17 protein-coding genes and 2 tRNA genes are annotated in these 25,320 nt (G+C 36.0%); 12 read left to right on the plus strand and 7 right to left on the minus strand.

Annotated features, from left to right (window positions below; all coding sequences use genetic code 11):
* Positions 1–149: 149 nt before the first annotated feature.
* Positions 150–854 (plus strand): UMP kinase, encoded by a 705-nt coding sequence (pyrH, locus tag BM130_RS03915; RefSeq protein WP_010526740.1) that lies wholly within the window; start codon positions 150–152, stop codon positions 852–854.
* A 23-nt stretch (positions 855–877) separates the two neighbouring features.
* Here pyrH and BM130_RS03920 read toward each other — a convergent pair whose 3' ends face one another.
* Complete coding sequence (locus BM130_RS03920; RefSeq protein ID WP_010526739.1) at positions 878–1,276, minus strand: hypothetical protein; 399 nt, start codon at positions 1,274–1,276, stop codon at positions 878–880.
* A 537-nt stretch (positions 1,277–1,813) separates the two neighbouring features.
* Between BM130_RS03920 and BM130_RS03925 the strand changes: the two genes are divergently transcribed.
* From BM130_RS03925 to BM130_RS03935, 3 genes are all read left to right on the plus strand, one after another.
* A complete protein-coding gene (locus BM130_RS03925) occupies positions 1,814–2,194 on the plus strand; it encodes a DUF8840 domain-containing protein (protein WP_074964271.1) in 381 nt (126 codons plus the stop codon).
* A gap of 224 nt (positions 2,195–2,418) precedes the next feature.
* The gene (locus BM130_RS03930; RefSeq protein ID WP_237706092.1) at positions 2,419–3,003 is read left to right on the plus strand and encodes a hypothetical protein; all 585 of its coding nucleotides are present in this window, start codon (positions 2,419–2,421) and stop codon (positions 3,001–3,003) included.
* A gap of 191 nt (positions 3,004–3,194) precedes the next feature.
* Positions 3,195–3,794, plus strand: a complete 600-nt coding sequence (locus BM130_RS03935; RefSeq protein ID WP_010526735.1) for a TlpA family protein disulfide reductase — start codon at positions 3,195–3,197, stop codon at positions 3,792–3,794.
* Positions 3,795–3,937: 143 nt separating this feature from the next.
* On the opposite strand, the gene BM130_RS03940 is transcribed toward BM130_RS03935, so the two are convergent.
* Positions 3,938–4,414 carry a hypothetical protein gene (locus BM130_RS03940; protein WP_010526734.1) on the minus strand — a complete coding sequence of 159 codons (477 nt, stop codon included), beginning with the start codon at positions 4,412–4,414 and terminating at the stop codon, positions 3,938–3,940.
* A 577-nt stretch (positions 4,415–4,991) separates the two neighbouring features.
* Between BM130_RS03940 and BM130_RS03945 the strand changes: the two genes are divergently transcribed.
* Positions 4,992–6,275 (plus strand): site-specific integrase, encoded by a 1,284-nt coding sequence (locus tag BM130_RS03945; protein WP_010526733.1) that lies wholly within the window; start codon positions 4,992–4,994, stop codon positions 6,273–6,275.
* Between the two features lie 867 nt (positions 6,276–7,142).
* Here the strand turns inward: BM130_RS03945 and BM130_RS03950 are convergent.
* Positions 7,143–7,213 (minus strand) — tRNA-Gln (locus BM130_RS03950).
* A 158-nt stretch (positions 7,214–7,371) separates the two neighbouring features.
* Between BM130_RS03950 and BM130_RS03955 the strand changes: the two genes are divergently transcribed.
* The 5 genes from BM130_RS03955 to BM130_RS03975 all read left to right on the plus strand — a co-directional run bounded on the left by BM130_RS03955 (position 7,372) and on the right by BM130_RS03975 (position 16,489).
* Positions 7,372–10,275: a glycosyltransferase family 117 protein gene (locus BM130_RS03955; RefSeq protein WP_010526732.1), complete on the plus strand. Its 2,904-nt coding sequence runs from the start codon at positions 7,372–7,374 to the stop codon at positions 10,273–10,275.
* Between the two features lie 219 nt (positions 10,276–10,494).
* On the plus strand, positions 10,495–13,572 hold the full coding sequence (locus tag BM130_RS03960; protein WP_029626498.1) for a glycosyltransferase family 117 protein: 3,078 nt from the start codon (positions 10,495–10,497) through the stop codon (positions 13,570–13,572).
* A complete protein-coding gene (locus BM130_RS03965; RefSeq protein ID WP_010526730.1) occupies positions 13,565–14,215 on the plus strand; it encodes a polysaccharide deacetylase family protein in 651 nt (216 codons plus the stop codon). Before BM130_RS03960 ends, BM130_RS03965 begins: the two co-directional genes overlap by 8 nt.
* An 8-nt stretch (positions 14,216–14,223) precedes the next feature.
* The gene (gene purD, locus BM130_RS03970; protein ID WP_010526729.1) at positions 14,224–15,492 is read left to right on the plus strand and encodes a phosphoribosylamine--glycine ligase; all 1,269 of its coding nucleotides are present in this window, start codon (positions 14,224–14,226) and stop codon (positions 15,490–15,492) included.
* A 136-nt stretch (positions 15,493–15,628) separates the two neighbouring features.
* Positions 15,629–16,489 (plus strand): LTA synthase family protein, encoded by an 861-nt coding sequence (locus BM130_RS03975; RefSeq protein ID WP_254771975.1) that lies wholly within the window; start codon positions 15,629–15,631, stop codon positions 16,487–16,489.
* A 7-nt stretch (positions 16,490–16,496) separates the two neighbouring features.
* Here the strand turns inward: BM130_RS03975 and BM130_RS03980 are convergent, their stop codons facing one another.
* The 4 genes from BM130_RS03980 to BM130_RS03995 all read right to left on the minus strand — a co-directional run bounded on the left by BM130_RS03980 (position 16,497) and on the right by BM130_RS03995 (position 22,628).
* The gene (locus BM130_RS03980; protein WP_010526727.1) at positions 16,497–19,601 is read right to left on the minus strand and encodes a hybrid sensor histidine kinase/response regulator; all 3,105 of its coding nucleotides are present in this window, start codon (positions 19,599–19,601) and stop codon (positions 16,497–16,499) included.
* Between the two features lie 163 nt (positions 19,602–19,764).
* Entirely contained in the window at positions 19,765–20,574 is an 810-nt protein-coding gene (locus BM130_RS03985) for a substrate-binding domain-containing protein (RefSeq protein ID WP_010526726.1), read from the minus strand.
* Between the two features lie 633 nt (positions 20,575–21,207).
* Positions 21,208–22,296 carry a lysylphosphatidylglycerol synthase transmembrane domain-containing protein gene (locus BM130_RS03990; RefSeq protein WP_010526725.1) on the minus strand — a complete coding sequence of 363 codons (1,089 nt, stop codon included), beginning with the start codon at positions 22,294–22,296 and terminating at the stop codon, positions 21,208–21,210.
* A gap of 258 nt (positions 22,297–22,554) precedes the next feature.
* Positions 22,555–22,628 (minus strand) — tRNA-Ala (locus BM130_RS03995).
* 292 nt (positions 22,629–22,920) lie between these two features.
* On the opposite strand from BM130_RS03995, the gene BM130_RS04000 reads away from it, so the two are divergent.
* Together BM130_RS04000 and hflX are read left to right on the plus strand one after the other, a co-directional pair.
* Positions 22,921–23,601, plus strand: a complete 681-nt coding sequence (locus BM130_RS04000) for an energy transducer TonB (protein WP_010526724.1) — start codon at positions 22,921–22,923, stop codon at positions 23,599–23,601.
* A gap of 451 nt (positions 23,602–24,052) precedes the next feature.
* Entirely contained in the window at positions 24,053–25,264 is a 1,212-nt protein-coding gene (gene hflX / locus BM130_RS04005) for a GTPase HflX (protein WP_010526723.1), read from the plus strand.
* Positions 25,265–25,320 lie beyond the last annotated feature (56 nt).

Genomic DNA, 25,320 nt, shown 5'->3' on the forward strand with positions numbered 1-25,320 from the left:
GCCGGAAGCGATGATATGATAAGAGCTTTTCTAACAAATAGATAATAGATGAAAATGCCGATTAAATATTAGTACCTTTGCCCTAATAGCGAAAAAGTAATTTAGGAATAGAATTAAATGATTGAGACCATAAAAAGAAAAATTAATATATGGAATACAAAAGAATTTTATTAAAGCTTTCTGGCGAATCATTAATGGGACGTCAGGGTTACGGTATAGATGCCGTCCGACTGGACGAGTATGCCTGGCAAATTGGTGAAATAGTTCAAAAAGGAATTCAAGTTGCAATTGTGATAGGTGGCGGAAATATTTTCCGTGGGTTGAGTGGCGCTTCCAAAGGGTTTGACCGATATAAGGGTGACCAAATGGGCATGCTTGCCACAGTTATTAATAGTCTTGCCATGGCTTCTGCATTGCAATCCGTAGGTGTTAGATCTCGGGTGATGACTTCGATAAGAATGGAACCTGTAGGTGAATTTTATTCGCAACCCAAAGCGTTGGATGCTCTTGATGCCGGTGAGGTAGTGATTATTTCAGGAGGGACAGGTAATCCTTATTTTACAACCGACACCGCCTCGGCTTTGAGAGGAATTGAACTGCATGTCGATGTAATGCTGAAAGGAACCAGGGTAGATGGAGTTTATTCTGCCGATCCGGAAAAGGATCCCACCGCACAAAAATTTGATTCTATCTCATTTGACGAGGTTTATCAGAAGGGATTAAAGGTAATGGACCTTACGGCAACTACCATGTGCAAAGAAAATGGCTTGCCTATTTTGGTTTTCAATATGGATCAACCTGGCAACTTAATGAAAGTTCTGAATGGCGAAAAGATTGGCACTTTAGTTCATTAAATACTTTTCCTTCCGGGTATGCTTCAGGCTCTTAGTTTCCGAAGAATGGATAACGCTTCTTCCCGAACTTGTAGGGGTAATTTTATTCGGCGAAGCCTGAGGCTTTTTAACCATTCACTTACTTCGTAAGGCTTCATGGTTTCTAAAACTTCACGAAATATTTCTGACTCTTCAGCAGAATAAGTGGCAGGATCTTTGTCCTTGAACCTATCCAATTCTTCATCTTCAAAATAGATTATTTCACTGGGATCAGTAACGGTTAAATTAAATTTTTCACATACTTCGTGAGCCCCGCAACAATCCGCGGGCGGAGGTTCAACGCTCTGCGGTTCTTGTGTTGATTTATCGTTATTGGTAGAATACTTTGTTGCTATGAATGCAATAATTAATGCACCTAGTATGCTGAACAATAAAATTTCCATGGCACAAAATTAGAAAAAAAGATTTGGTGAGAATGTGAAAGTGAGTTAAACCATTTTAATCAATTAATTAAATGATGAAACGAACCTTACCAAAAAAAGGGGCACAACAAGAACATGTATAAAAACATAGAGGCAGAAGTGCTCAGGATGGAAAGGCCGATAGGTTAGTAGGCCAATAGCTAATGGAGTAATAGGCTGATAGCTCAATAGGTCATTAGGCACCAGGTCGTTAGATGATGGGATTGAGGGGATTGAAGAGATTGGTGAGATTAATGTATTTAGTAGACAATTGACTAACCTCTAAGCACTAATTACTAACGACTAACCACTAATAACTGATTTTAAGAGCCAATAGTTCAATGAAATAAGTAAATTTTATACGAATGATCATAGGTAAAAACGGTGAAAACTTATATGGTTTGACTAATTTTGCAAAAGTTTTTAGCGAGTGGTTATGAAATTGTCAGTTGAGATATTAGATTCGGACAAGAGGGGTGAGATTTTTTAATCGGATATGAAAAACAAATGTTTGTTTGTATGGGGAAAAATCAATTAATGGGGGAAGAAGATCTTCATTATTTAGGAATCAAAGTGGTGTATAAGGATTTGATTGATCGGGGGTACGAAGTTTTGAATGTGAGGAAGGAAATGGATATAGATCCTCAAATTCTTGCTCGATACAATGGAGAACTTTTATTCATTGTTGTTAGAACCGCTACCTATCCCAATATGGGGGTATTAACACCCAGAGTGGCAGCTCGGGTAAAGCATCATGCAGCAAAGCATAAGGCAATTTGCTATTTTGCGAGTGTTGGAATTGCCAATGCCGATGGCGAAACTGACGAGGAGATGGGAAAACCGGTTGTTAACGGAGAATATTATATAAATTACAAAGGCCTCCTTCCTTTTCCTCATTAATACTAATGAAACGAGCATGGCGACTTTAGCCACAAAAGGACATGTATAAATTTAGTTAAGCCATGCGCGTTCCATCCAACCAATAACTTAGATAATTTTTATACGGATGAAAGATGCAACCATACGATTTTAAGAAGTTCTGGTCAAAATACCGGAATGTGATTTTTGCTGGTCTTTTTTTTCTTATGCTGCTGAACTATTGTAATCGGCATACAAGAAATTATATGGTCCCTGAATCAGTTTACGGATATTCTTATGATCAGGCAGAGCCGAAAGAGACGACCCCTTATCTTAACAGTTATGAAGAAATAATGCGTCAGCGGTACGCGCGTCCTCAAAAAAATCCCAATGGAATTTTTATTTTATTATTTCTATTGATTATTGGTGCAGGCATAGTGTGGCTTTATCGAGACCCTCGTTGGAAGCGTTATTGGATCCGTTTATTGCCAGGATATGTCAACTTAAAGGTTGTAATAGCAAAAGACAAGATTACCGGACGTAAATTATTGAAGATTTCTATTAGGAATAAGACTACCGAGGGGATAACTTTTTTGCCGCCAATTGTTGTATTTCGAAAATGGGGAAAAGAGAGACGGTTTCGATTGAAAGGCAGTTTCCAAGGTGATATGTTTCCTTTAACTCTGACTCCGGAAACCAGCCATCGGTTGGTAATAGATCTGGAACAGTTCTATGAGAAACTTCCGGATTTAAAAAATGCAACACGTGTGGGCGCCGCTATAGAAACAACAGGTGGTAAGGTTTTTAAAAAATTTGCATGGCCTTTGTGGTTGAGCTTTTTTCTAAATTAATGTAATTTGGATAGTGTAATTATAGTAAACAATAAAAAATTGTTTGACATCCGGCGGCGAGACAAATCCCATGGAACGCGCAAGGCTTAAGGTAATACATGTTGTGGTTACGATTGTTGGTCATGCTTGTTTCATTTTGCTTTTTGCAGATTTAGACATATCATGAATTCGGAAAGCTAATAATTAAAGTTATGAAGAAATTTTGGGAAAGATATAGCAGGAAAAAGCGTTGGTGGTCGATAGTGCTAGATTTTTTATTTATGGTCTTTGTTGCTGCAATGTTATACCCCGGTACAAGAAAACCATTATCTGCTTTCTTGATACGGCAAACATTATTTTCTCCCTCCGAAACCAACAAGGTTGTTTTTTTAACAAAAGAAGACTGGAAGTTTACCGTTTTAAATAATAAAACTCAACAACCTGTTTCTTTAGAACAATTTAAAGGAAAACCTCTGTTTATTAATTTCTGGGCCACTTGGTGCCCCCCTTGTGTGGCTGAGATGCCCTCTATTCAAAAACTGTTTTCTGAGTATAAAGATAAGGTAGCTTTTATTCTTATTAGTGACGAAGATAGTCAGGTAATAAGTTCATTCTTAGAAAAAAATCACTATTCCTTTCCGGTTTATTCATTACTTACCCGGGTTCCGAAAAAATTTGAATCTACAACTATCCCATCCACATATATTGTTTCACCGGGGGGAAGAGTTATTATCAATAAAACAGGTGCTGCCAGATGGGATTCTCCTAAAATTAAAGCGATTTTAAATCGTTTATTGTCGGAAAAGAATTAATTATGTGAATTTTTTGGGTGAATAACAATTTTATTCGGAGGCCATTAGAGACCATATCATTTATTGCTGGAAGCAGATAATATGGTCTCTAAGATTTTATTGGTGAGAATAATTCCCGGGAATTTTAGAGTAGTTCTTGCCTGTTAAAATCTATACCGAAAAGCAATTGCTAACCCAAAGCCGAAAGCATCTTCTGGGGTGTCGGTCAAAGATAGTTCAGGACGGGTATCAATAGAAATTTGCAGAGGTATTTCAGAAAAGTAATACTCAACCCCGGCATTTAATGCGGCTGTAAGATAAATGCCACTGTCATCATTATGATCCTCGGACCAGCTACCCAACCCGGGACCAACTCCCAAATACCAGTAAAATCCGCTTTCGATAGGCATTACCCATTGGTAAATACCTGTAAGTTTCCAGTAGTTTAAATCTCCACGTCCACCAAAACCTAGGTCGAGTTCGGCACGATTAGCATTAAATGGGGTTTGAAACGATATTTCGGCATCATGACCGATGCCGCCACCAAAACGGAGTCCTAAAGAATTATCCCCACGTTGGGCACTGCCTAACACCGGAAAAGCTAGAACAATTGATACAATTAGAATTACAATCTTTTTCATTTCCCAAAAAGTTTAATTTTTGTTCGTCGGCAAATTTAATAATGTTTGCCGGCAGTTTGATAACTATTGTATTAGTAAAATTATAACTAAAAAAGTTGCCTTATTATTATAAAAGTTGTCTGGTTTTTCTCTCGAGTTTTGACCTTAAATTTAATGGTGACTACAAGTTAAATGTGGAAGAAACCGATAGATTTATATAAAAAGAAAGGCCTGCCGGCATTCCGACAGACCTTTCAAATTATTAACCTTAACCCTAACCCGCTTCAAATATAAAATAGGTTTTTGATTTGTGCAAGTTTTTTATTGAAAAATACTCTAAAAACTTTTGTTTGAAGTTTATAATAAATTTTTGTCCAAATTCATAAATAAAAAAACCGTAACCTCTTAAAAATTATGAGGTTGCGGTTTTCTAGGTTGTCCCGCTAGGATTCGAACCCAGACTAAGAGAACCAAAGCTCTATGTTATGGAACAATCTAATAAACAGGCAAATAAGCGTGGTTAATTCAGTAGGCCAGAAACTCAATAGTAGCTATAAAAGTTAATTTTTCGTAGAAAATTTCGTAGAAAATTTTAAGAATGGCTACTATTCAATTTCAGCTAAGTAAGAGTAAAAAAGCTACTGAAAAAATCGTTTATGTTAGGTTATTTCACTCAAAAGAATTAGACCAATGGGTTTCAACGAAAATAAAGGTTAATCCTGCGCATTGGTCAAACAGGCAGCAACTAATTAAACCCCAATACGACCAGAAGGGACAAAATGCTGTTTTTATTGGCTTAAAACGATATTTAGAGGATAATTTAAGTAAGATTATTAGTTATTCAGAAGTAGGTAAAGGATGGCTAAAACAGGCTGTAAATAGCTATTTTGAAGGCAAACCGTTTGAATATTCAGTAGGTAAAGCCACTATTTCCAGAAAAAGAACAAATACATCTTTATTTGAGTATATAGAGGACTTTATTCAGCAATCACAAAACGCAATTAATCCACGTACAGGTAAGCCACTAAATAAAATTGTTATAGGTGACTACATAAGAACCTTTAATCTACTGAAAGAGTATTCCAGAAGTAAAAGGACTAAATTAGATTTTGAGGATATAAATTTAGAATTCTATTCAAAGTTTGTGGCATACTTGCAGAAAAAGAACTATTCAGCAAATACAGTCGGTAAGTTTATCAAGAATCTTAAGGTATTTCTAAACAAAGCCACAGAGGAAGGTATCAACACTAATTTAGCTTATAAAAGTCACAGGTTTGTTAAAATACAAGTAGATACCGATAATATCGCACTAACCGAAAACGAGTTAAAGCAATTAGATGACTTGGATTTATCAAATAAACCATATTTAGAAAGGGTTAGAGATTTGTTTTTAGTAGGATGCTGGACAGGTTTAAGATTTGGCGATTTAACCAATATAACACCCGATAAGATACAGGACGGGTTTATAAATATTGTTCAGTCAAAAACAGGTGATAGAGTTATTATTCCACTTCATTCAGTAGTAGAAAAGATATTAGCCAAATATAATGGCAATTTACCACCAGCCATAAGCAACCAAAAGACTAATCAGTATTTAAAGGAAATTGGCAAGCTTGCAGGTTTGAATGATACTATTACACTAACTACTATTAAAGGAGGTAAAAAACAGGCTGAAACTTATCAAAAATGGCAGCTAATTAAGACACACACGGCAAGACGTTCATTTGCTACTAATTTATACAAAGCTGGATTTCCATCGCATTCAATAATGAGAATTACAGGCCACAAATCAGAGAGTAGTTTTTTGAAGTACATAAAAGTATCACCACAGGAACACGCACAATTATTAGCAGAGTTTTGGGCTAAAAGAATGAATATATAACCTTTCATTTCCTGAATAACTATAAACTACTAACAGGTTGCCCAAAAACACCTAAATAGTTACTAACATCCTATTTAACAATAAAAATTGCTAATAGATTGCTAAAAACAGCTAAGGGCTTGATAATGATTTGTTTAAAAATGATAGGTGTTACAAAATTTAATTTAAGTGCCTAAAAGAAAGATATTAGGTAAAAATGTAACAACTACCCCAAGCATCACCATAGAAACATATTACTTTATTCCTTCTGAAAATAGAATAGGTTGTGATTAGTTTCAGGAAAGGGAAAGATAAGTTTCTATAAAACAGTATGAATATTTTTAGATTTTCAGGAGAGGAAAAGATATTTATGAGTAACTACTAATATTTATTGAAATAAAGCCTTATTTTGAGTTTAAAGTATGAAGTAGTATAAATATATTACTTTGGAAAGAAATGCTTTAAAATAGGCTTAAATTGATTCTTTAAACCACATCTTTAGGGAAAGATACATTTAACAGGCTACCCTTAAAAACTCACCGTGTTAAAAATTAGACTAACGGCTGCGGTTTCATTCAGATAAGCAAATCTACACTATCAACCCCCCTAAACACCTAAATAGTTACTAATAGATTGTTTAACAAGTAGTAAAGTGGAACATTTTTTGCGCCAAACTGTATAGAAAATAACTTTATAAGCTTTTTTTGTTCCAGCAGATTTACATCAAGGCAGGTTATTTCATTCACCAGAAAAAAACTACTCTTTTCCTTTCCTGAAATAAGACCAAATTCCTAAAAGTTTTCTAAACTTTTCGTAGAAAAATTCGTAGAAAAAAACCAGCTACTTTTGCTAAGTAACTGGCTTAAAGTGCTGAAAATCAGCGCATAGTTGTCCCGCTAGGATTCGAACCCAGACTAAGAGAACCAAAATCTCCTGTGCTACCATTACACCACGGGACAAACATTATCACTGCCTTTCCTTAAAAGCGATGCAAATATAGAATGTTTTTGGTGAATCCGCAAAAAATATTTTTCAAAAAAAAATTAATGAGTTTGTTTTTGGTAGGTTTGTTTTTGAATTCAAATAGCAATAGATTAGCAGTCAAAAGATTATATAAATGAAGTTGCGTAACTCATTTTTGAAGTGGTATATTTCCGAAACAATAGTTCTGGGAATCAGTTTGTTTGTTTATTCTTACACTGTTGCACCAACAGTGAGTTTTTGGGATTGCGGTGAATATATTGCATCGGCCTATCGTTTGCAAGTACCACATCCACCTGGCGCTCCGTTCTATTTATTATTGGCACGTTTATTTTCTTTGTTTGCATCTGATACTTCCCAGGTAGCCTTAAGCATCAATTTATTATCGTTGGTATCGTCGGCAATTGCTGTCTTACTTTTATATAAAATACTTGTGATTTTATTGGGATGGCTTGTTGATGAGGCAAATCCACGTAATATTTTTTTTATTGAAGTAGCCTCAATAATTGGTTCGTTATTGTTTGCCTTTACCGATACCTTTTGGAATTCAGCGGTCGAAAGTGAGGTATATGCCACTTCTTTTTGTTTTTCGATGGCAACCCTATGGTTGTTTTTAAGATGGTATAACAGTAAGAGAAACAATCATAGACTTTTTTTTCTGGGGGTTTATCTAATGGGCCTGTCGATAGGTGTCCATCTTCTAAATCTTTTAATGATTCCCGTGTTAGTAATATTGTTCATTTGGAAATTTAAAGGGCATTCGGTAATTAATACAATTCAAGGATTGGTTATTGGATCTATTTTGCTGGTATTTCTTTACTGGGGATTAATCGTAAACGGATTGTTGCCTGCGCAATATATAGAGCGATTGTTGGTTAATGGATTAGGACTTCCAAAGCATTCCGGATTAATTGCTTATGTGTTTGGAATTGTGGCAATTCTTTTCGGTGGAATTTGGTTAACTTTCAGAACACATCCTGTTATTCATTTTACATTTTTGGTTTCTGGGTTGATAATAATGGGTTGGTTCTCATATGCCCTTGTGCCAATAAGAGCAGAAGCCAATCCGCCAATTAATATGAATGCGCCAAACAATATTTTTTCATTAAATGAATATATTAATCGGACGCAGTATGGGAATCGTCCTTTGTTGTATGGACCTCATGCCGGGTCAGAAATTGTTGCATGGGAACCTGACAGTCAGTTTGTATATCAGGTAGATAAGGGAAGATATGAAAAAGTAGCTTCAGTTCTTCGATTTCGTTTTCGCTCTGAAGATATGGTATGGTTTCCCAGAATTTATAGTCGTCAGCCGCAGCACGAGGAAGGATATCAATGGTGGACGGGGGTAAATCCACAAAAACAAAAGCCAACTTTTACTTCCCAAATATCGTTTTTTCTACGTTATCAATTGGGGCATAGTTTTCTTAGATATCTTTTGTGGAATTTTGTGGGACGACAGAACGACAGTCAGGGCCATGGCGATATGCTATCGGGGAATTGGGCTTCGGGATTGGATTGGGTAGATAAATATCACCTTGGGAACAGGAAGTATCCATTGGCTGAAGAGTTGTATAGTGCAGCCGCCAATCATTATTACGGGATTCCCATGTTGATGGCGTTGATAGGACTATTGTATTTGTTTGGAGAAGGAAGAGGGAGGAAACGTATTGTTGTGGTATTAGGAGTCATTTTTTTGATAACGGGACCAGCTGTAGTATGGTATCTCAATCAGCCACCATTCGAACCAAGGGAAAGAGATTATGTTTATGTGGCATCGATCATGGTTATTGCATCTTTGGGAGGCATAGGTGCTTTTGCAATGTTAAAAGGAATCTATAAGCTTTTTGAATCTATATTTACTTGTTCACTATTAGGGATATTATTATTCTTATCAGGACCGGGCCTTTTATTTTCGGTAAATTTAAATGATCATGATCGGTCGTCTCGTTATTTGGCTCGCGATTTGGCTGTTTCACAGCTTCGTAGTTGCCCCCCCAATGCTATATTGTTTACATATGGCGATAATGATACCTATCCTTTATGGTATGCTCAACATGTTGAGGAGATTAGGACTGATGTAAGAATTGTGAATATAGGGTTGTTAAGCTTGCCATGGTATTTAGAGCAATTAAAAAGGGCTGAAATTGGTTCGGCAGGAATTCATATGAATTTGCCATCAGAATTTTATTGGAGGCATCAGATTGACTATTTCAAAATATCTCAATCAGAACTTATGCCAGTTACAGGGGTTCAAGCATTGGAGCAGTTAAAATCATTGAATTCGTCATCTAAAACAAAATTAGTTGTTAGAGAAATTCCTTCCAATTGGGTTTTGTCGCTAAAGGACAAGAATATATTGAACTGGAAAATTTTATCAAGTTATATTTCGGCAGGAAATTTGGCTTTAGCGGATATTATTGCATCTAATATAGAAAATAGACCTATTTGCTTTACAAGAAATGTTGACCGAAAATCGCTTCATGGAATTGATAAATTTTTTATAGGTCATGGATTGGTATGGCTTGTTGATAATCCTGTTGTAAGTGAAAACTCAAAACATGCACTAGTTCAGTATTCAATATTAATGGATAGTGTATCATTGGCAAGGTCTGCCGAGACTTGGCTTGATAATAGCTGTCGTCAGGCACTTGCCGCTGCCGGGTATCGGAATGCCATTCTTGAAAATGTAAATCAATTGTTAAAAATGGGGCATTTAAAACAAGCCTCCTGTATACTTAATAAAAGTTTGAAAGATTTTCCTTATTCGCCATATATTGATCAGAGTTTAATGGTTGATGTTGCTAAATTATTAACCCATTGTGGTGAAAATGATGAAGCCCAAAAACTGGTTCGAAATATCACTTACGTTAATCTTCAGGACATTTATTATTTCGTTTATTCCGGATTTGAAATAAGGGATATTAAGGCTAGGTATTGCAAATTATTTATAGATCTTCGGGGTCTTGCAAAAGAACTTAGAATGACCGAACTGGTTTCGCGAATTGAACTTGAGATGAATTCTCTATGTAACCTTTAAAATAGAGTAAAATGGTAAGAATTGAGAAAAGTTAAATTATGGGATATTTCTAACTTTTATGTATTTTTGGCAACCTACCTGTTAATGTGAAAAATAGAGATGCCGGAAAATTATGAAGGAGATTTTTGTATAAAATTTCCAATAGCCAATTAGTATGGTGCTTGTTTGAAAGATTTTGCGGTTTCCATTAAGCCACAAATGTATAGATATATTATGCAGATGAAAAATTACAAAAAATTCAATTTGGCATTAGGCTGGTTCTCTTTTTTTATATCGGCCTTTGTTTATTTGTCAACCATTGAACCCACTGCAAGTTTTTGGGATTGTGGAGAGTTTATAGCTTCTTCGTATAAATTATTGGTGGGACATCCTCCGGGAGCACCATTTTTTATGCTTCTAGGCCGATTTTTTACCCTATTTGCTCCAGATGAAACCTATGTTGCTGCGATGGTCAACTCCATGTCAGCTCTGGCGAGTGCATTAACAATTGCCTTTTTGTTTTGGACCATTACCCATCTGGCTCGAAAGATTTTTGTAGATAATCAGGAAAATGCAGAAAGTTGGAGATATTGGGCCGTATTAGGGAGTGGTTTTGTAGGTGCTATGGCTTATACATTTACGGATACTTTTTGGTTTTCAGCTGTGGAGGGGGAAGTTTATGCAATGTCAAGTTTGTTTACAGCTTTAGTTTTTTGGGCCATCTTAAAATGGGAAAATATTGCAGACCAGCCTTATGCCAACCGATGGTTGATTCTCATAGCTTATTTAATGGGCCTTTCTATTGGAGTTCATCTTCTTAATTTGCTGGCAATTCCAGCTATTGCCATGGTCATCTATTTCCGAAATTTCGAAATAAATCGGAAAAATACCTTTAAAGCATTGGCTTTATCTGCTTTTGTTTTATTATTTATTCTTTATGGAATTATTCCCGGAGTGCCAAAAATTGCAGGAGCTTTTGAGTTGGCTTTTGTTAATGGTATGGGGCTTCCTTTTAATACCGGTTTGTTTGTTTATTTGATCTTATTGGTGGCAGGATTGATTTATGGTATCTACGTTTCCTTTAAGCGAGGAAAGGTCATTTTGAATATGGTTCTTACTGCTATTACGGTTATTATCTTTGGCTATTCCTCGTTTGCCCTGATCATGATTCGTTCTGCTGCTGAGCCTACAATGGATCAAAATTCTCCTGACAATGTTTTTTCTTTAATATCTTATTTGAATAGGGAGCAATATGGTGATCGGCCATTATTTTTTGGAGAATATTATAATTCACCTGTGGATAGGGAAGCTTCCCAATCAAAAAAAGGTTCTCCTATAAGAATTCAAAAAAATGGTCGCTACGAGATTGTTCAATATCGTCCCGAATATGTGTTTGATCACCGAACAACCACATTTTTCCCCAGAATGTATAGCCGGCAGGCTTCTCATATAGAAGAGTATAAACGATGGGCAAGAATTAAAGGACAGCCTGTTACTGTAGTTGATGGTCAGGGAAATACGCAAACTATTCAATTGCCTACTTTTTGGGAAAATTTGAGGTTCTTTTTTAATTACCAGGTCAGACACATGTACTGGAGATATTTTATGTGGAATTTTGTTGGACGCCAAAACGACATCCAGGGGAATGGAGAAATTCATTATGGTAATTGGATTTCTGGAATACCATTCATTGATAATGCCATGTATGGCGATCAGTCGAAATTACCAGATCATTTAAAAAATAATCGTGCACGAAATACCTATTATTTTCTTCCCTTTATACTTGGTATTTTGGGTTTACTATTTCAATACAATTCCGGGAAAAAAGGGAAACAGGGTTTTTGGATTGTTATGCTTTTGTTTTTCTTTACAGGCCTGGCAATTGTAATATATCTGAATCAAACACCGTTACAGCCACGGGAAAGGGATTATGCTTATGCCGGTTCTTTCTATGCTTTTTCAATTTGGATTGGTCTGGGTGTGCTGGCAATGGTGGATGGCTTTAAACGTTTGTTAGGCGGGAAAGTCTCGACAATACTAAGTTCATTAGTTGCATTGATTTTGGTTCCAGGAATATTGGCGGCTGAAAATTGGGATGACCATGACCGTTCCCATAGAACCGTTGCACGTGATTTGGCTAAGAATTATCTGAATACCATAGATGAAAATGGAATAATTTTTACCAATGGTGATAATGATACCTTCCCCTTATGGTATGTTCAGGAAGTAGAAGGGGTAAGAACGGATGTTCGGGTTTGTAATTTAAGTTATTTACAAACCGATTGGTATATTGATCAAATGAAACGTAAATCATATGAATCGGATCCGTTACCCATTTCGTTGGAACATGACCAATATGTTACCGGAACACGTGATATGGTATTTTTAATTAATCGGGTAGAGGGGGATGTTGATTTAAAGGAAGCAATGATGTTTCTTAGGAGTGAAAACGAACGTACTAAGCGGGTTCCAGGATACAGTGGAAGAGTTGAATATTTGCCTTCCAATACTTTCACTTTGGCAGCAGATAGTCTTAAATTGGTGCAAAAAGGCTTTGTAAGTGAGCAGTATGCTCATCAAATAGATTCTGTGATGCATATCGATTTAAAGAACAAAGATTATATAATGAAAAATGAAATGGTTGTTCTTGATATGCTTGCTACTAATAATTGGGACCGGTCAATTTTCTATGCTGTAACCGTGGGTGGAGAAAATTATGTTGGTCTGGAAGATTATTTCCAGCTTGAAGGGTTTGGATATCGGATTGTGCCAATTAAAGTTAATAATTCAGATGGAATGACCGGCCGGGTGGATACGGAGAAAGCCTTCCACAATTTTATGAATGTTTACGATCTAGAGAATTTTAAAGATTCTCGAGTTTATTTGGATGAGAATCATCAAAGAATGGCTATAAATATAAGAAACAATATGGCTCGGCTAGCCAATGCATTGTTAGATGAGGGAAAAACAGAGAAGGGTTTAAAAGTTTTGGATAAGGCATTGGATGTTATTCCTCCGGAACGGGTTCCACATAATTATTTTTCTATTTTCCTGGGCGAAGGTTATTATAAAGCTGAAAAGAAAGAAAAGGGTGATGAAATATTATGGGGACTGGCTAATCTGAATTTTCAGGAATTGGATTACTTTATGTCTCTTTCACCTTCAAAGCGCAGTTCGGTAATGTCAGAGATTCGTCGCAACCTGGCTATTTATGCGGAGATTATTCGTGTGGCAGAGACTTTTGACCGGGAAGAGCTCTTGGAACAGTTAAACAATGAATACGATTCTATCTTGCAAAAAGCCGGTTTTTTTGAATAGTTTATCCGATAATATTGTTCAACCTCCTCTAATGGTGAGGAGGTTGTTTCAAAAAGATATTGTGTGGCGGGCAGAAGTGAATGAACGCAAAGTTTTTCTCACATTTGATGATGGACCTGTCCCTGGTATTACCCCATGGGTACTGAAACTGTTGGGAAAATATGATATTAAAGCCACTTTTTTTTGTGTGGGTGATAATGTGAGAAAATACCCCAGGATATATACACAATTACAAGGTGAAGGTCATGAAACGGCTATTCATGGTTTTTTTCACAAACCGGCACACAAAATGAATAAATATGAGTTTGAAGAAGATTTAAATAGGTCTTTAGAGCTGAATTCTTCGGCTCGTTGGTATCGTCCTCCGCATGGAATTATTTTTCCCTGGCGGGTGCCAATTATCAAAAAATACCATTTAAATATTGCTATGTGGGACGTTTTGTCCCGCGATTATGACCGTTCTCTTAACCCTGAGATTGTTACCCATAATGTTTTGTCAAAGATGCGGCAGGGGTCATTAATTGTTTTTCATGATTCCCTAAAGGCGTGGCCAAATTTAAAGGAAGCACTTCCTAAGGTTTTATCTTGGATTAAAAAAAGTGGATACCAAGCAGATATATTAAGTTCTTTAAAATCCAAATAATTGAAAACATGAATATTCTTCTTTTAGGTTCAGGAGGTCGTGAACATGCATTAGCCTGGAAAATGCGTGTCAGTCCGTTACTTGACCAATTGTTTATAGCACCCGGTAATGCGGGGACATCTTTGTTAGGACAAAATCTTGATATTGCGGTAGATGATTTCGAGGAAATTCGAAAAGCTGTAATAGAATTTCATATTGATATGGTGGTTGTTGGTCCTGAAGTGCCGTTAGTGAAGGGAATAAGTGATTTTTTTCTTAATGACCCGCAATTGTCCGGTGTTCCGGTAATTGGCCCTACATCACGCGGAGCTATGTTGGAAGGCAGTAAGGAGTATGCCAAACAATTTATGCTGGCACACCACATTCCAACTGCCCGTTATTTGGCTGTAACGTTAGACACAATTGATGAAGGGGAGCGGTTTTTAAAAAAATTGAAACCGCCCTATGTTCTTAAAGCCGACGGTTTGGCTGCGGGGAAAGGGGTGATAATTGTTGAAAATATTGAAGATGCCCTTTCTCAGTTACGGATAATGTTGAGCGGCAAATTTGGGAAGGCTAGTGAAACTGTTTTAATCGAAGAGTTTCTGTCGGGAATAGAGTTGTCGGTTTTTGCCATTACTGATGGGCACAGTTATCTTCTTCTGCCCGAGGCAAAAGATTATAAACGTATAGGAGAAGGAGATACAGGGCTTAATACTGGTGGAATGGGTGCCATTTCTCCTGTCCCTTTTGCTGATGAGGCCTTTATGAAAAAAGTAGAAGAACGGATTATACATCCTACTATTGAGGGATTAAAAGAAGAAGGTATACTATATAAAGGATTTATTTTCTTTGGACTAATAAATGTCAACGGAGATCCTTATGTTATTGAATATAATGTTCGTTTGGGGGATCCTGAAGCCGAAGTTGTTCTTCCCCGATTGAAAAACGATTTGGTTGAGATATTCAAGGCTGTTACGGAAGGTAATTTAAAGGAAATTGTCTCGGAACAGGATCCTAGAACTGCAGCCACCGTTATGTTGGTTTCGGGTGGATATCCCGGGAACTATGAAAAAGGTAAAAACATTTTTAGACTTGATCACGTAGAAGGCAGTATTGTTTTTCATGCCGGGACAACCATCTCAGATGGAGTGGTTACTTCAGGAGGTAGAGTTTTAGCTATTACTTCTCTTGGTGAATCCATTGATGAGGCATTAGAAAAATCCTATAAAAATGCTAAGATTATAAACTTTGAGAATAAATATTACCGTAAGGACATTGGGTTTGATTTAAAGTAATTTGAACATGCTATATAGGACGCTGCACAACAACAGCCTGTTGGCTTTTATATTGGTTCCTTTTATATTGTTCCTTTTTTGGATTAGGGTTTTTCTTTTTGATGGCAGTGCCCCCATAAGTTTTGACGGGATTTCCATGCCTTTATGGGAATGGATGGTTCGTCCATTGTTTGGGAACAATGCCTATTTGGCTGCTGCTTTTTCTTTTGTTTTGGTGCTGTTAACGGCCTTTACAATCAACAGATTAGCTGGTCGCCATGGATTGTTGGGTAGTGCATCTGTTTTGCCAGCATTAATGTATGCATTATTGGTAAGTGGCTTTTTGGTTGTGCAGCGTTTGAATGTGGTTTGGATGTTCAATTTATTTTTTTTACTAGCCATTGAACGAATTTGGGGGATTGTAATACATGGAAGGAAGGAAGGACGCAGTTTTGATGGCGCTTTATTGGTGGGTATCGGTTCTCTAGTGTATGTAAAGGGCTTGTATTTGTATCCATTACTTTTAGTGGTAATGGGTGGATTACGGGTCCTGACAATTAGGACATTTTTGGCCAGTTTAATGGGGGTATTGTTGCCGTTTGTACTTAGTGCCGGTTATTTCTTTTTTGTGGATAGGTTTATGGAATTTGGGGTGTTTATTGTTTTTAATTTATTATCGAGCACTGGTCAGCTTAGTCATAATATAAGTACACAGATTTATTTGTTTTTCCTAGGGGGTATTATATTGGTGGGTATAGTAAATGTGTTTAGGTTCTTACCAACACAAAAAATCATTACTAGGAAATTATTTCGGTCTGTGGTCTGGCTAACCTTACTTACATTTGGTGCCTGTCTTACTCCTTTTTTTTCTGTTGAGTTAACCCCGTTGATTGCTATAGGACCATCGATGATATTGGCATTTTGGCTAGATAAAATGTCAAAAAAGATTTGGCAAGAAGTTATCTTGTGGGTATTTATTGGCATTACAATAGCCGTACAAATTATTCATATAGGTTGATTAAAATTTATATCCATTTTTGGATTGTGTGCTGCAAATCATTAAGCTTAACCGGTTTTCCAATGTAATCATTCATTCCGGCGTCCAAGCATTTTTCTTTATCACCCTTTAATACGTTTGCAGTCATAGCAATGATGGGTGTGGAAATTCCTGATTTTCGCAAAGCTTTTGTGGCATCTAAGCCATTAAGAACAGGCATTTGAATATCCATCAATATTAAGTCGAAGTTTTCCTTTTTTTCGAGAATTAAATTAATCGCTTCTTCACCATTTGACGAAATGATTGCAGTTAACCCAAGTCGGGCCAGCATCTTTTCCGTTATTTTTTGATTAATGGGATTATCTTCTACCAACAATATCTTTTTGTTTTGATAGGATGAAGAGGAATTAATCGGTTTACTTTTCTGCGTTTTTGAATCGGCAAAAAATAGTTGGTTGATGGTATTATACAGGATAGTTTGTTTGATGGGTTTTTCTAATATTACATCAAAACCTTCTAAAGATGCTATTTTTCGTGATGAAAATAGAATTGCTTTAATGTCGGGGGCATATTGTTTTATGGTTTTTATGATGGATGGATTGTCTAAATTTATAATATGAGAATTGATAATGACAATGTTAAACTTTCTATTATCATTAATTTTATCAAGAGCAGATTTTTCATCATTCACAATTTCTGTGGCAATACCCCAATTGTAAAACATTTTTTTAAGGAGTAATAAATTGGTTCGATGATTGTCAACAATAAGGGCACGCAAATCCTTCATTCTTGGGTTCTTGAATGCAATATTTGATTTGCCTTTATCGTAGGTAAAAGGAAGAATAAAATGAAAAATTGATCCGGGATTTTCCTTTGACCACGCATAGTTAGGATTTGGGCTTTCAACCCATATTTTACCGCCCATTAATTCTACAAGCATTTTTGAAATGCTAGTTCCGAGTCCGGTCCCACCAAATTTTCTTGTGGTAGATCCATCGGCTTGAGTGAAAGATTCAAAAATCTTTTCTATTTTTTCTGGCGGAATGCCAATACCCGAATCTTCGATAGCAAAATGAAGGATGATTTCTTGTCTTGCTTGACGTTCAACGTCTACCTTTAGAATTACTTCACCTTCTTGGGTAAACTTAACGGCATTCCCCATTAAATTGATGATTACCTGAATGAGTCGGCCTTCATCCCCAATTAGGACAGACGGGATTGATTCGTCAACTGAGGCCATTAATTCCAGGTTTTTTTCGTGACTCCTAAACGACATCTGATCAAGTAAATAATCCACAGTGGATCGCAAGTCGAAAGGATATTTTTCAATTTTCATTTTGCCAGCCTCAATCTTTGAGAAGTCAAGGATGTCGTTTATGATATTCAATAGATTTTCACATGAACGACTAATAATGGTGAGAATATTTTGTTGATCACGATTCAGGCGAGTTTGTCCTAACAGTTCTGTCGCCCCAATTATGCCATTCATGGGTGTTCGGATTTCATGACTCATGTTAGCCAGAAATTCCGATTTTGCTTTATTGGCTTCTTTTTCACGGCGTTGTATCTCTTTTTGTGCCGTGATGTCCATGAATGCCTCCAGCATAATGTCTGAATGGTTAACTTTTACTGGTATAATATTTTTAAGAATGGTCCGCGAAATATTATTTTCTTCAACAGTAAGTCTTTCTTCAAGAGTAGTAATGGTAACTCCTGCAGCTTCATCGGTATATTGATCTTTTTTGAGGGTTTGAAACAATTGTTGGTATTTCCGCTTTTTTACAAACTCCATGGCATCACTAAGGTTATCAAACCCCATTATAGTGGCAGCAGTTAGGTTTATTTCTTGAATCTTTTTTTCTTTGTCAGTTATGAGTATTCCTACAGGAAGATTTTCTGTAATGGTTTTTAAGGCCTCGATAGATTCTTTTAGCGACTGGGTAAGTAATCTTTTCTCTGTTACATCCTCCTTTATAGCAATAAAATTAGATATAGTGTTTTCTTCACCAAAAACTGGCGATATTGACACTTTTTCCCAAATAATATCTCCATTGGGGTTCAGAGACTGAATTTCTCCTTCCCATGATTTTCCTTCTTGTATGGTTTCAAGCAACAATGTTGAAAAATTCTCATTGTTTTTAGAATGAAGGTAATGAAGACTAGTCCCTTCAAGTTCTTGTTTCAAAACATTATTTCTTTCTTCAAATGTTTTGTTGATGTATTCAATTATGCCATGGGTGTTGGTAATTAATATGGAAACAGGACTTTGTTCAACCGCTTTAAGAAGTTTTTTATTTGTTTCTTCAGCCTTTTGGCGATTTATCAGTACTACCCGGATTTGATTGATGATTAGAAATGTAATAAAGCCCGCAAGTAAAGTAAAAACAACAAGATTAAGATATTTAAGGCGAGTATATTTTTCGAAAATTATATGATGTCGTTTGTTAAGAGCTGAAATAGTTTTACTTATTTTAAATGAGATCTGATTTTCGAATTCATAAATTCGGGTTAATATGCTTTCTGCTTGTTTTTGATAAAAATTGACGGTTTCTAATGTGGCCGGTGTGAGCGAATTTTCAGTTGCCAATACCCCTTCAAGAGAACCCGTTATTTTAGCAGATAATGATTGTAACTCGTATAACAAAGAATTGATGTCTCTTATTTCCTGTATCGTTCCCGTATATTGATCATTTCGATATTTAATTACTTCCTTAATACTGTCCTGATCTTCCAGATTAACAGCTTTATATACAGTAATTTCCCCTCCTTTGTCTAATTTTTCAAGAATATTTACTGATTGAGTAATCCTATTGCGAATATCTCTTTGAATGTTGCTTAATTGTTGAGGATGATTTACTGATGAGTAAGATTTAAAATCAAGATTAATGTGTAGTAAATTTTCTTTTAATAATCCTTCAATTCTTTGTTTTTGTTCCTGATTACGAATGGTTTCCTGGTAATAAATAGTGTGTGTTCGATCAAAATAGTTATCAATGAGTAAAATAGCTGCTATAGTGCAAACAAAAACGCCCAGTAATAAATAAAGTTTATTTATTACTGGTTCATTAAACAATCCTTTGTTAGAGGGTAAGGAAAGTTTCCTGAAGATATTTTTGTCTGTTTTCCTTCGCAATTCAATGATGTCTTAAATTATATAATTAATAATAATTTTCATCGTGAAATATATATAACAAAAAAGGGTTTATTAAATCTGGAAATTTTAACCCTGTTCCATTCCAATTTTATTTCAATAACTAAGGATATTTTTTTAAAATTTGATGTCATTAAATATACAATTAATTTGGCGATAAGGGAATATCTGTAATTCCATATTTTTCGAAAAAAAATTTACCTGAAGGGGTCTTAAGTTGGTTAATGAATTTCATGGCATTTTCTTTGTTTGGAGCGTCTTTTAAAACTACTGCGATTGCCTGATAATAAATTTCGTTTGAGGGAATTTTGACGGTGTCGATTATTTGAAAATCATTGCTGTTGCTTAAATAGTCCGATTCCCAATCGATAGCTAGCTGTGAATTTCCGGATGCGATATTACGAAACAAACCTCGTGAGTCGGTTGTAAGGGATAATACCGATTTTATTATTTCATTATAGATGCTATGATGTTTTAATAATTTTTCAGTTGCTTGCCCTAACGAACTGGTTTCAGGGTTAGCCAACTCAATGCCAAATTTACCGGAAGTAAGTGTCGCCATTTGACCATCGAAATTTATTGGATTACTTGGTGAAATTATAAATATTAAAGTTTGATAGCCAATAACGGCCGAGTCTTCTATTATTTCGGGGTTTGTCATTAACATATTATCTATGCTCAATCGACAGTCGGGAATATAAATGTCGGCCTCGCCTCGATAATAAATTAAGTTGGAAAGATTTCTGGCACAATCGTTCTGTATGTTGACTTTAATGCCGGTTTCTTTTTCAAATTGAGCAGAGAATTCTCGAACCGGTGCCAGAATTCCGTTTTCACAGTAGATTACCAACTCTTGTTTCGAAAGTGTATCGCTTTTTTTGTTCCTTTTGCATTCTGTCAAAATAGCTATTAAAATGATTGAAATAACAAGAAGGATTATTTTTTGAATTTTCACTATGTAACTTGTTTAAATGGATTATACAATTTTTAGTATATATTCTGTCCGGCTTATTGACCGAGGTTTATTTGTAAGGCCATATGTTTGTATTTTTATTTTAGTGTCAGAGTGCAAAGTCATAAAGGTTTGTATTAAGTTTCTCAATATATTGTAATTACGAAAAATGGAGATGTTAAATCTCAATAACGGGTTTTATTATTTCAAGTCCATTTTAATGTAAATCGTAATACTTAAAAATTTTATAGGGCGTTAATCAAATCCAGTTAGGAAATAAAATCCATTTATAATTTGCGGATTAGATCCTAAAAAAATTATTCCTTAACTGGATAGTGGGTTGAGTGATGAGTATTAGTAAATGAAACAAGCATGACTAAAAAGATTTGTCACAATAAGAACATGTATAAATTTAAGTCATGCGAGTTCCATCAGGCCAATGAATTAGATAAATTTTATACTGATGAAATTGTATCTTACAAACTTTCTTCGGGGAAAAGTTATATTCTTAATGATACCAAATAACACTCAATAACTAAAAAGCTAAAGCATGCTGTTGCAAGATACGATGTAAAGAAAATATCTTCACGGAATTGGTCACAAAAAAAAAGACTTTGGTCAAAAGGAATTCGCTGATTATTGGGAATTCTTTGGGTGTTTATGACTGATAAAATGTTTTTTTATCCATTTAGGTACAATAAATGCGCCTAAAAAAAGGTAAGGGTAATAACTAATAAGTCGCCAGAAAAAGGCCATAGCAACCCCTGTTCCTATTGGTATAAATGCAGCCAGAAATTCTTTGAAGACATATTCTGCAAAACCACTGCCTCCGGGGGTCGGACTAATCAACATCATTATCCACATTACCAATTGCTTGCCAAAAACATGTAAATGTTCTTCCCATCCCAGCCATTTAATACCAAAAAAAGTTATAATAAGTGTATTGACAACCCAGTATCTGGCTGTCCAACTAAAAAAAGTTGCACCAAAAGCTTTGAGCCATTTTTGGAATGGCCAACCTTTAAATTCTTGGGAGGCTTGTATTAGATCGGTTCCCGATTCATTAGCCTGTGGGCGCCATTTTCGAATTATTGGGAGTTTAAAAATCATAAGCAAAAGCCATTTTAATCCCCTAGGATTTACGAATAATCCATAGCTTAGAACTATTGTGTAGAGAAATTTTATTGAATATCCCCCAATGGCTAATAAAAAGAATTTATTTTGAAGCCAAGGAACCGCCTGTGCGGCCGGATCAAGGCTAAAAATATCGGAACTCCCCAATAAAATTAATAAAATAGGAAAAGTGACTATGAAAAATAATTCATCCAAAAACGATGTGACCATTACCACTGCTGTACTGCGCCCAACGCGGATCCCTTCTTTGTTAACGAAAAAAATGGCAACACTTGTGCCACCAATAGCAGAAGGAGTTATTGCGGATGTGAACTCCCATAACATTATAATATTAAAAGCTTTTTTCCAGGTAAGTTGTTTATTAGTTAAAATGCGGATTCTGAGCATGTAGCCAAAATCTCTTATTGCCATTAAAGTAAAAGAGAAAATCAGCCAAAAGACAGACCATCCGGTAAAGCGGATAAGACTGAAGCTTTGTGGATCAAATTCTCGATACAAGAGATATCCGGTTACCGACAAACCAATTAAAACAGGAAGGAAAATCCTGCCAGGCCGGATACTGCGAATGATTTTTCCAGAGTTGTCTGTCATTTTTTATAAATGATCAATTGCTCTTTGTGATTCCGTGATTTCTCCTATAGCCGCCTCTAAATCAAAGTTTTGGGTTTTGCGATTGAGTTTTGCTCTCTAAAGCTTAATGCTACCAGGAGATTTGCAATTAATATAAAATACAAATTTACAGTATCCCGCACATAACGGAAAGATCGGTTGTTAAAGTTTTTGAAAATGAATTTAAATAAAGCAAAAAAACCGGACATTTTGCCCGGTTTTTATTATATTAGTGCTATGTGGAGATGAGGGGAATCGAACCCCTGACCTCATGACTGCCAGTCATGCGCTCTAGCCATCTGAGCTACACCCCCTGGATTTGCTGTGCAAATATAAAGGAAAATTGGGAAATTTCTCAACAGATTATTATAAAAAATTAATAGGCATTGGATATAAATTGGGAAACTTGTTTAAATGTTTATAAATAAATTGTTTATTAGAATGGATGAAAAGATTTTGTCTTAAAAGAAGCGTGAAAAATGCGTAGAATTGGTAATAAAATCCTATTTTTAACGTCCCATTCGGCATGTTTTGTCGAATAGATTCTATTTAAAAATATTGAAAACCGTTTACAGTCATTAATTTAGGCACCAAAATTCGATTTTTATGGAAGTAAAGAAGTCGCCCAAAGCAGATTTGGAAAACAAGAAGACCGTTTTTATGCAAATCGGTCTTGTTGTGGTGCTTTCTCTGGTTTTCATTGCCTTCGAGTGGACAACTCAAGAAACAAAAGTCAACGAAGGCTTGAAAATAGAGGAAGAGGAAGTTGAAGAGGAGATCATTCCGATCACTCGCCAGGATGAAGTAAAACCCCCACCACCACCGCCCCCCCCAAAAGTGACAGACATTTTAAATATTGTAGAAGATGATGTAGAACTTGAAGAGGAACTGATCATTCAGGATACAGAAGCTACTGAGGATACGGAAGTTGATTTTACTGATATGACGACGGAGGAGGAGGAAGAAGATGCCCCGGTTTTCTTTATTGTTGAAGAAATGCCGGAATTTCCGGGTGGAGAACAAGCACTTCATAAATTCTTAGCAAGTAATATTGAGTATCCGGTTATCGCCCAGGAAAATGGTATTCAGGGGCGTGTTTATGTAAAGTTTGTTGTGAATACCGACGGATCTATTACCGATGTGGAAATCGCCAGGGGGGTAGACCCAAGTCTCGATAAAGAAGCGTTGAGAGTGGTGAGAAGTATGCCCAAGTGGAAACCTGGAAAACAACGGGGTAAAGCCGTGAGGGTTTCCTATACGGTACCCATAAACTTTGTTTTGCAGTAGAATCTTAAAATTTTAATAGTATTGAAAGCAGGGCTGTCTGGAAAGACAGCCTTGTTTTTTATATTAAGGTCGCCTTATTCAGTCTGTTGTTAATCAGCTAAAATCCATTACTTTTGTTCTTTTAATGAAACAATGTGTTTCATATCTTGGAAAAAAGGAAGAGAATACTGCTTAATAATATTTTAAAGTAAAAAACACACTAATATTAATGAAAAAAGTTTGGCAAAAAGTTTTGCCATAAATATTTGAAAAAGAAGTGCAACTGCCGCAGTGGAATTTATTAATTTCATGTTTTGCGGGAAATGTGGTCTTCTCATTCGGTTAGGCTCAAGTCGAACCTTTAGGCTTCAATATGAGCTCAATTAAATTTGAATAGAAGGTTTGACTCGGGATTAAAAAGAACCACTCAATAAGTTATATATTAGAAAAAAACAAATCATATATTATACTGATGAACGATCTGATTTCAACAGCAAAAGAAATTGAAAAAGTAGTATTGGTGGCAGTTCGAACTCCTCAAGCTAGTGAAAACGAGGTAAATGAATATCTGGATGAGTTGGCTTTTTTGGCCGAAACAGCGGGTGCTAAGCCGGTTTGCAGATTTGTGCAATCGTTGCCCATGCCTGATAAACGTTTTTTTGTGGGACGGGGTAAGTTGGAGGAAATAGTAGCCTATGTCAAAATACATGAAGATGTTAATGCTGTTATTTTTGATGATGAACTGACACCATCGCAGTTAAAAAATCTGGAAGAGGCATTGCGACGCCGGATTTTGGATAGAACCAATCTTATTTTGGACATTTTTGCTAAAAGAGCCCGTACTGCTCATGCCAAAACACAGGTTGAACTGGCACAATATCAATATTTATTACCCCGACTAACACGGATGTGGACCCATTTGGAGCGTCAACGTGGTGGTATTGGAATGCGTGGCCCAGGAGAAAAAGAAATTGAAACCGACCGGAGAATCATTAGAGATAAAATAGCCAAATTGAAAGCTGACCTGCAGAAAATTGACCGGCAAAAGTCAACTCAGCGTAAAAACAGAGGTAAATTGGTGCGGGTTGCGTTGGTTGGTTATACTAATGTTGGTAAAAGTACCATCATGAATGCATTGACCAAAAGTAATGTTTTTGCCGAGAATAAGTTATTTGCAACCCTTGACACCACTGTAAGAAAAGTGGTAATTGGTAATTTACCTTTTTTGTTGGCCGATACAGTTGGTTTTATTCGTAAACTTCCTCACCATCTTGTGGAATCATTTAAATCAACCCTAGATGAAGTGAGAGAAGCAGATATTTTATTACATGTGGTGGATATTTCTCATCCCGGGTTTGAAAAACAGATAGAGGTGGTTAATCAAACCTTGCATGAAATTGATGAAAGAGAAAAACCTGTTATTATGGTTTTTAATAAGATAGATGCATTTACCTATGTTCAGAAGGAGGAAGATGATTTAACACCTGTTACTCGCGAAAATTATTCGCTGGATGATTTAAAAAATACCTGGATGGCAAAAAATGGGAGAAGCATTTTTATTTCAGCCAAGGAGAAAAATAATTTTGAGGAATTTAGGAAAATTCTTTATCAGGAGGTAGTAAAAATTCATGTTACCCGCTTTCCGTTTAACGATTTTCTTTATCCCATTATTGATGCTGAATAGTAATATTTTTAATTCCATTATCAGGGGAAACCATACAGATTGAACATTTTTCTCCC

This window comes from Thermophagus xiamenensis (assembly GCF_900112795.1).
GTDB lineage: Bacteria > Bacteroidota > Bacteroidia > Bacteroidales > Marinilabiliaceae > Thermophagus > Thermophagus xiamenensis.

Coding starts and splice junctions, on each gene's coding strand:
- pyrH (WP_010526740.1), top strand. CDS start 150: ATGGAATACAAAAGAATTTTATTAAAGCTTTCTGGCGAATCATTAATG.
- BM130_RS03920 (WP_010526739.1), bottom strand. CDS start 1,276: ATGGAAATTTTATTGTTCAGCATACTAGGTGCATTAATTATTGCATTC.
- BM130_RS03925 (WP_074964271.1), top strand. CDS start 1,814: ATGGGGAAAAATCAATTAATGGGGGAAGAAGATCTTCATTATTTAGGA.
- BM130_RS03930 (WP_237706092.1), top strand. CDS start 2,419: ATGGTCCCTGAATCAGTTTACGGATATTCTTATGATCAGGCAGAGCCG.
- BM130_RS03935 (WP_010526735.1), top strand. CDS start 3,195: ATGAAGAAATTTTGGGAAAGATATAGCAGGAAAAAGCGTTGGTGGTCG.
- BM130_RS03940 (WP_010526734.1), bottom strand. CDS start 4,414: ATGAAAAAGATTGTAATTCTAATTGTATCAATTGTTCTAGCTTTTCCG.
- BM130_RS03945 (WP_010526733.1), top strand. CDS start 4,992: ATGGCTACTATTCAATTTCAGCTAAGTAAGAGTAAAAAAGCTACTGAA.
- BM130_RS03955 (WP_010526732.1), top strand. CDS start 7,372: ATGAAGTTGCGTAACTCATTTTTGAAGTGGTATATTTCCGAAACAATA.
- BM130_RS03960 (WP_029626498.1), top strand. CDS start 10,495: ATGAAAAATTACAAAAAATTCAATTTGGCATTAGGCTGGTTCTCTTTT.
- purD (WP_010526729.1), top strand. CDS start 14,224: ATGAATATTCTTCTTTTAGGTTCAGGAGGTCGTGAACATGCATTAGCC.
- BM130_RS03975 (WP_254771975.1), top strand. CDS start 15,629: ATGCCTTTATGGGAATGGATGGTTCGTCCATTGTTTGGGAACAATGCC.
- BM130_RS03990 (WP_010526725.1), bottom strand. CDS start 22,296: ATGACAGACAACTCTGGAAAAATCATTCGCAGTATCCGGCCTGGCAGG.
- BM130_RS04000 (WP_010526724.1), top strand. CDS start 22,921: ATGGAAGTAAAGAAGTCGCCCAAAGCAGATTTGGAAAACAAGAAGACC.
- hflX (WP_010526723.1), top strand. CDS start 24,053: ATGAACGATCTGATTTCAACAGCAAAAGAAATTGAAAAAGTAGTATTG.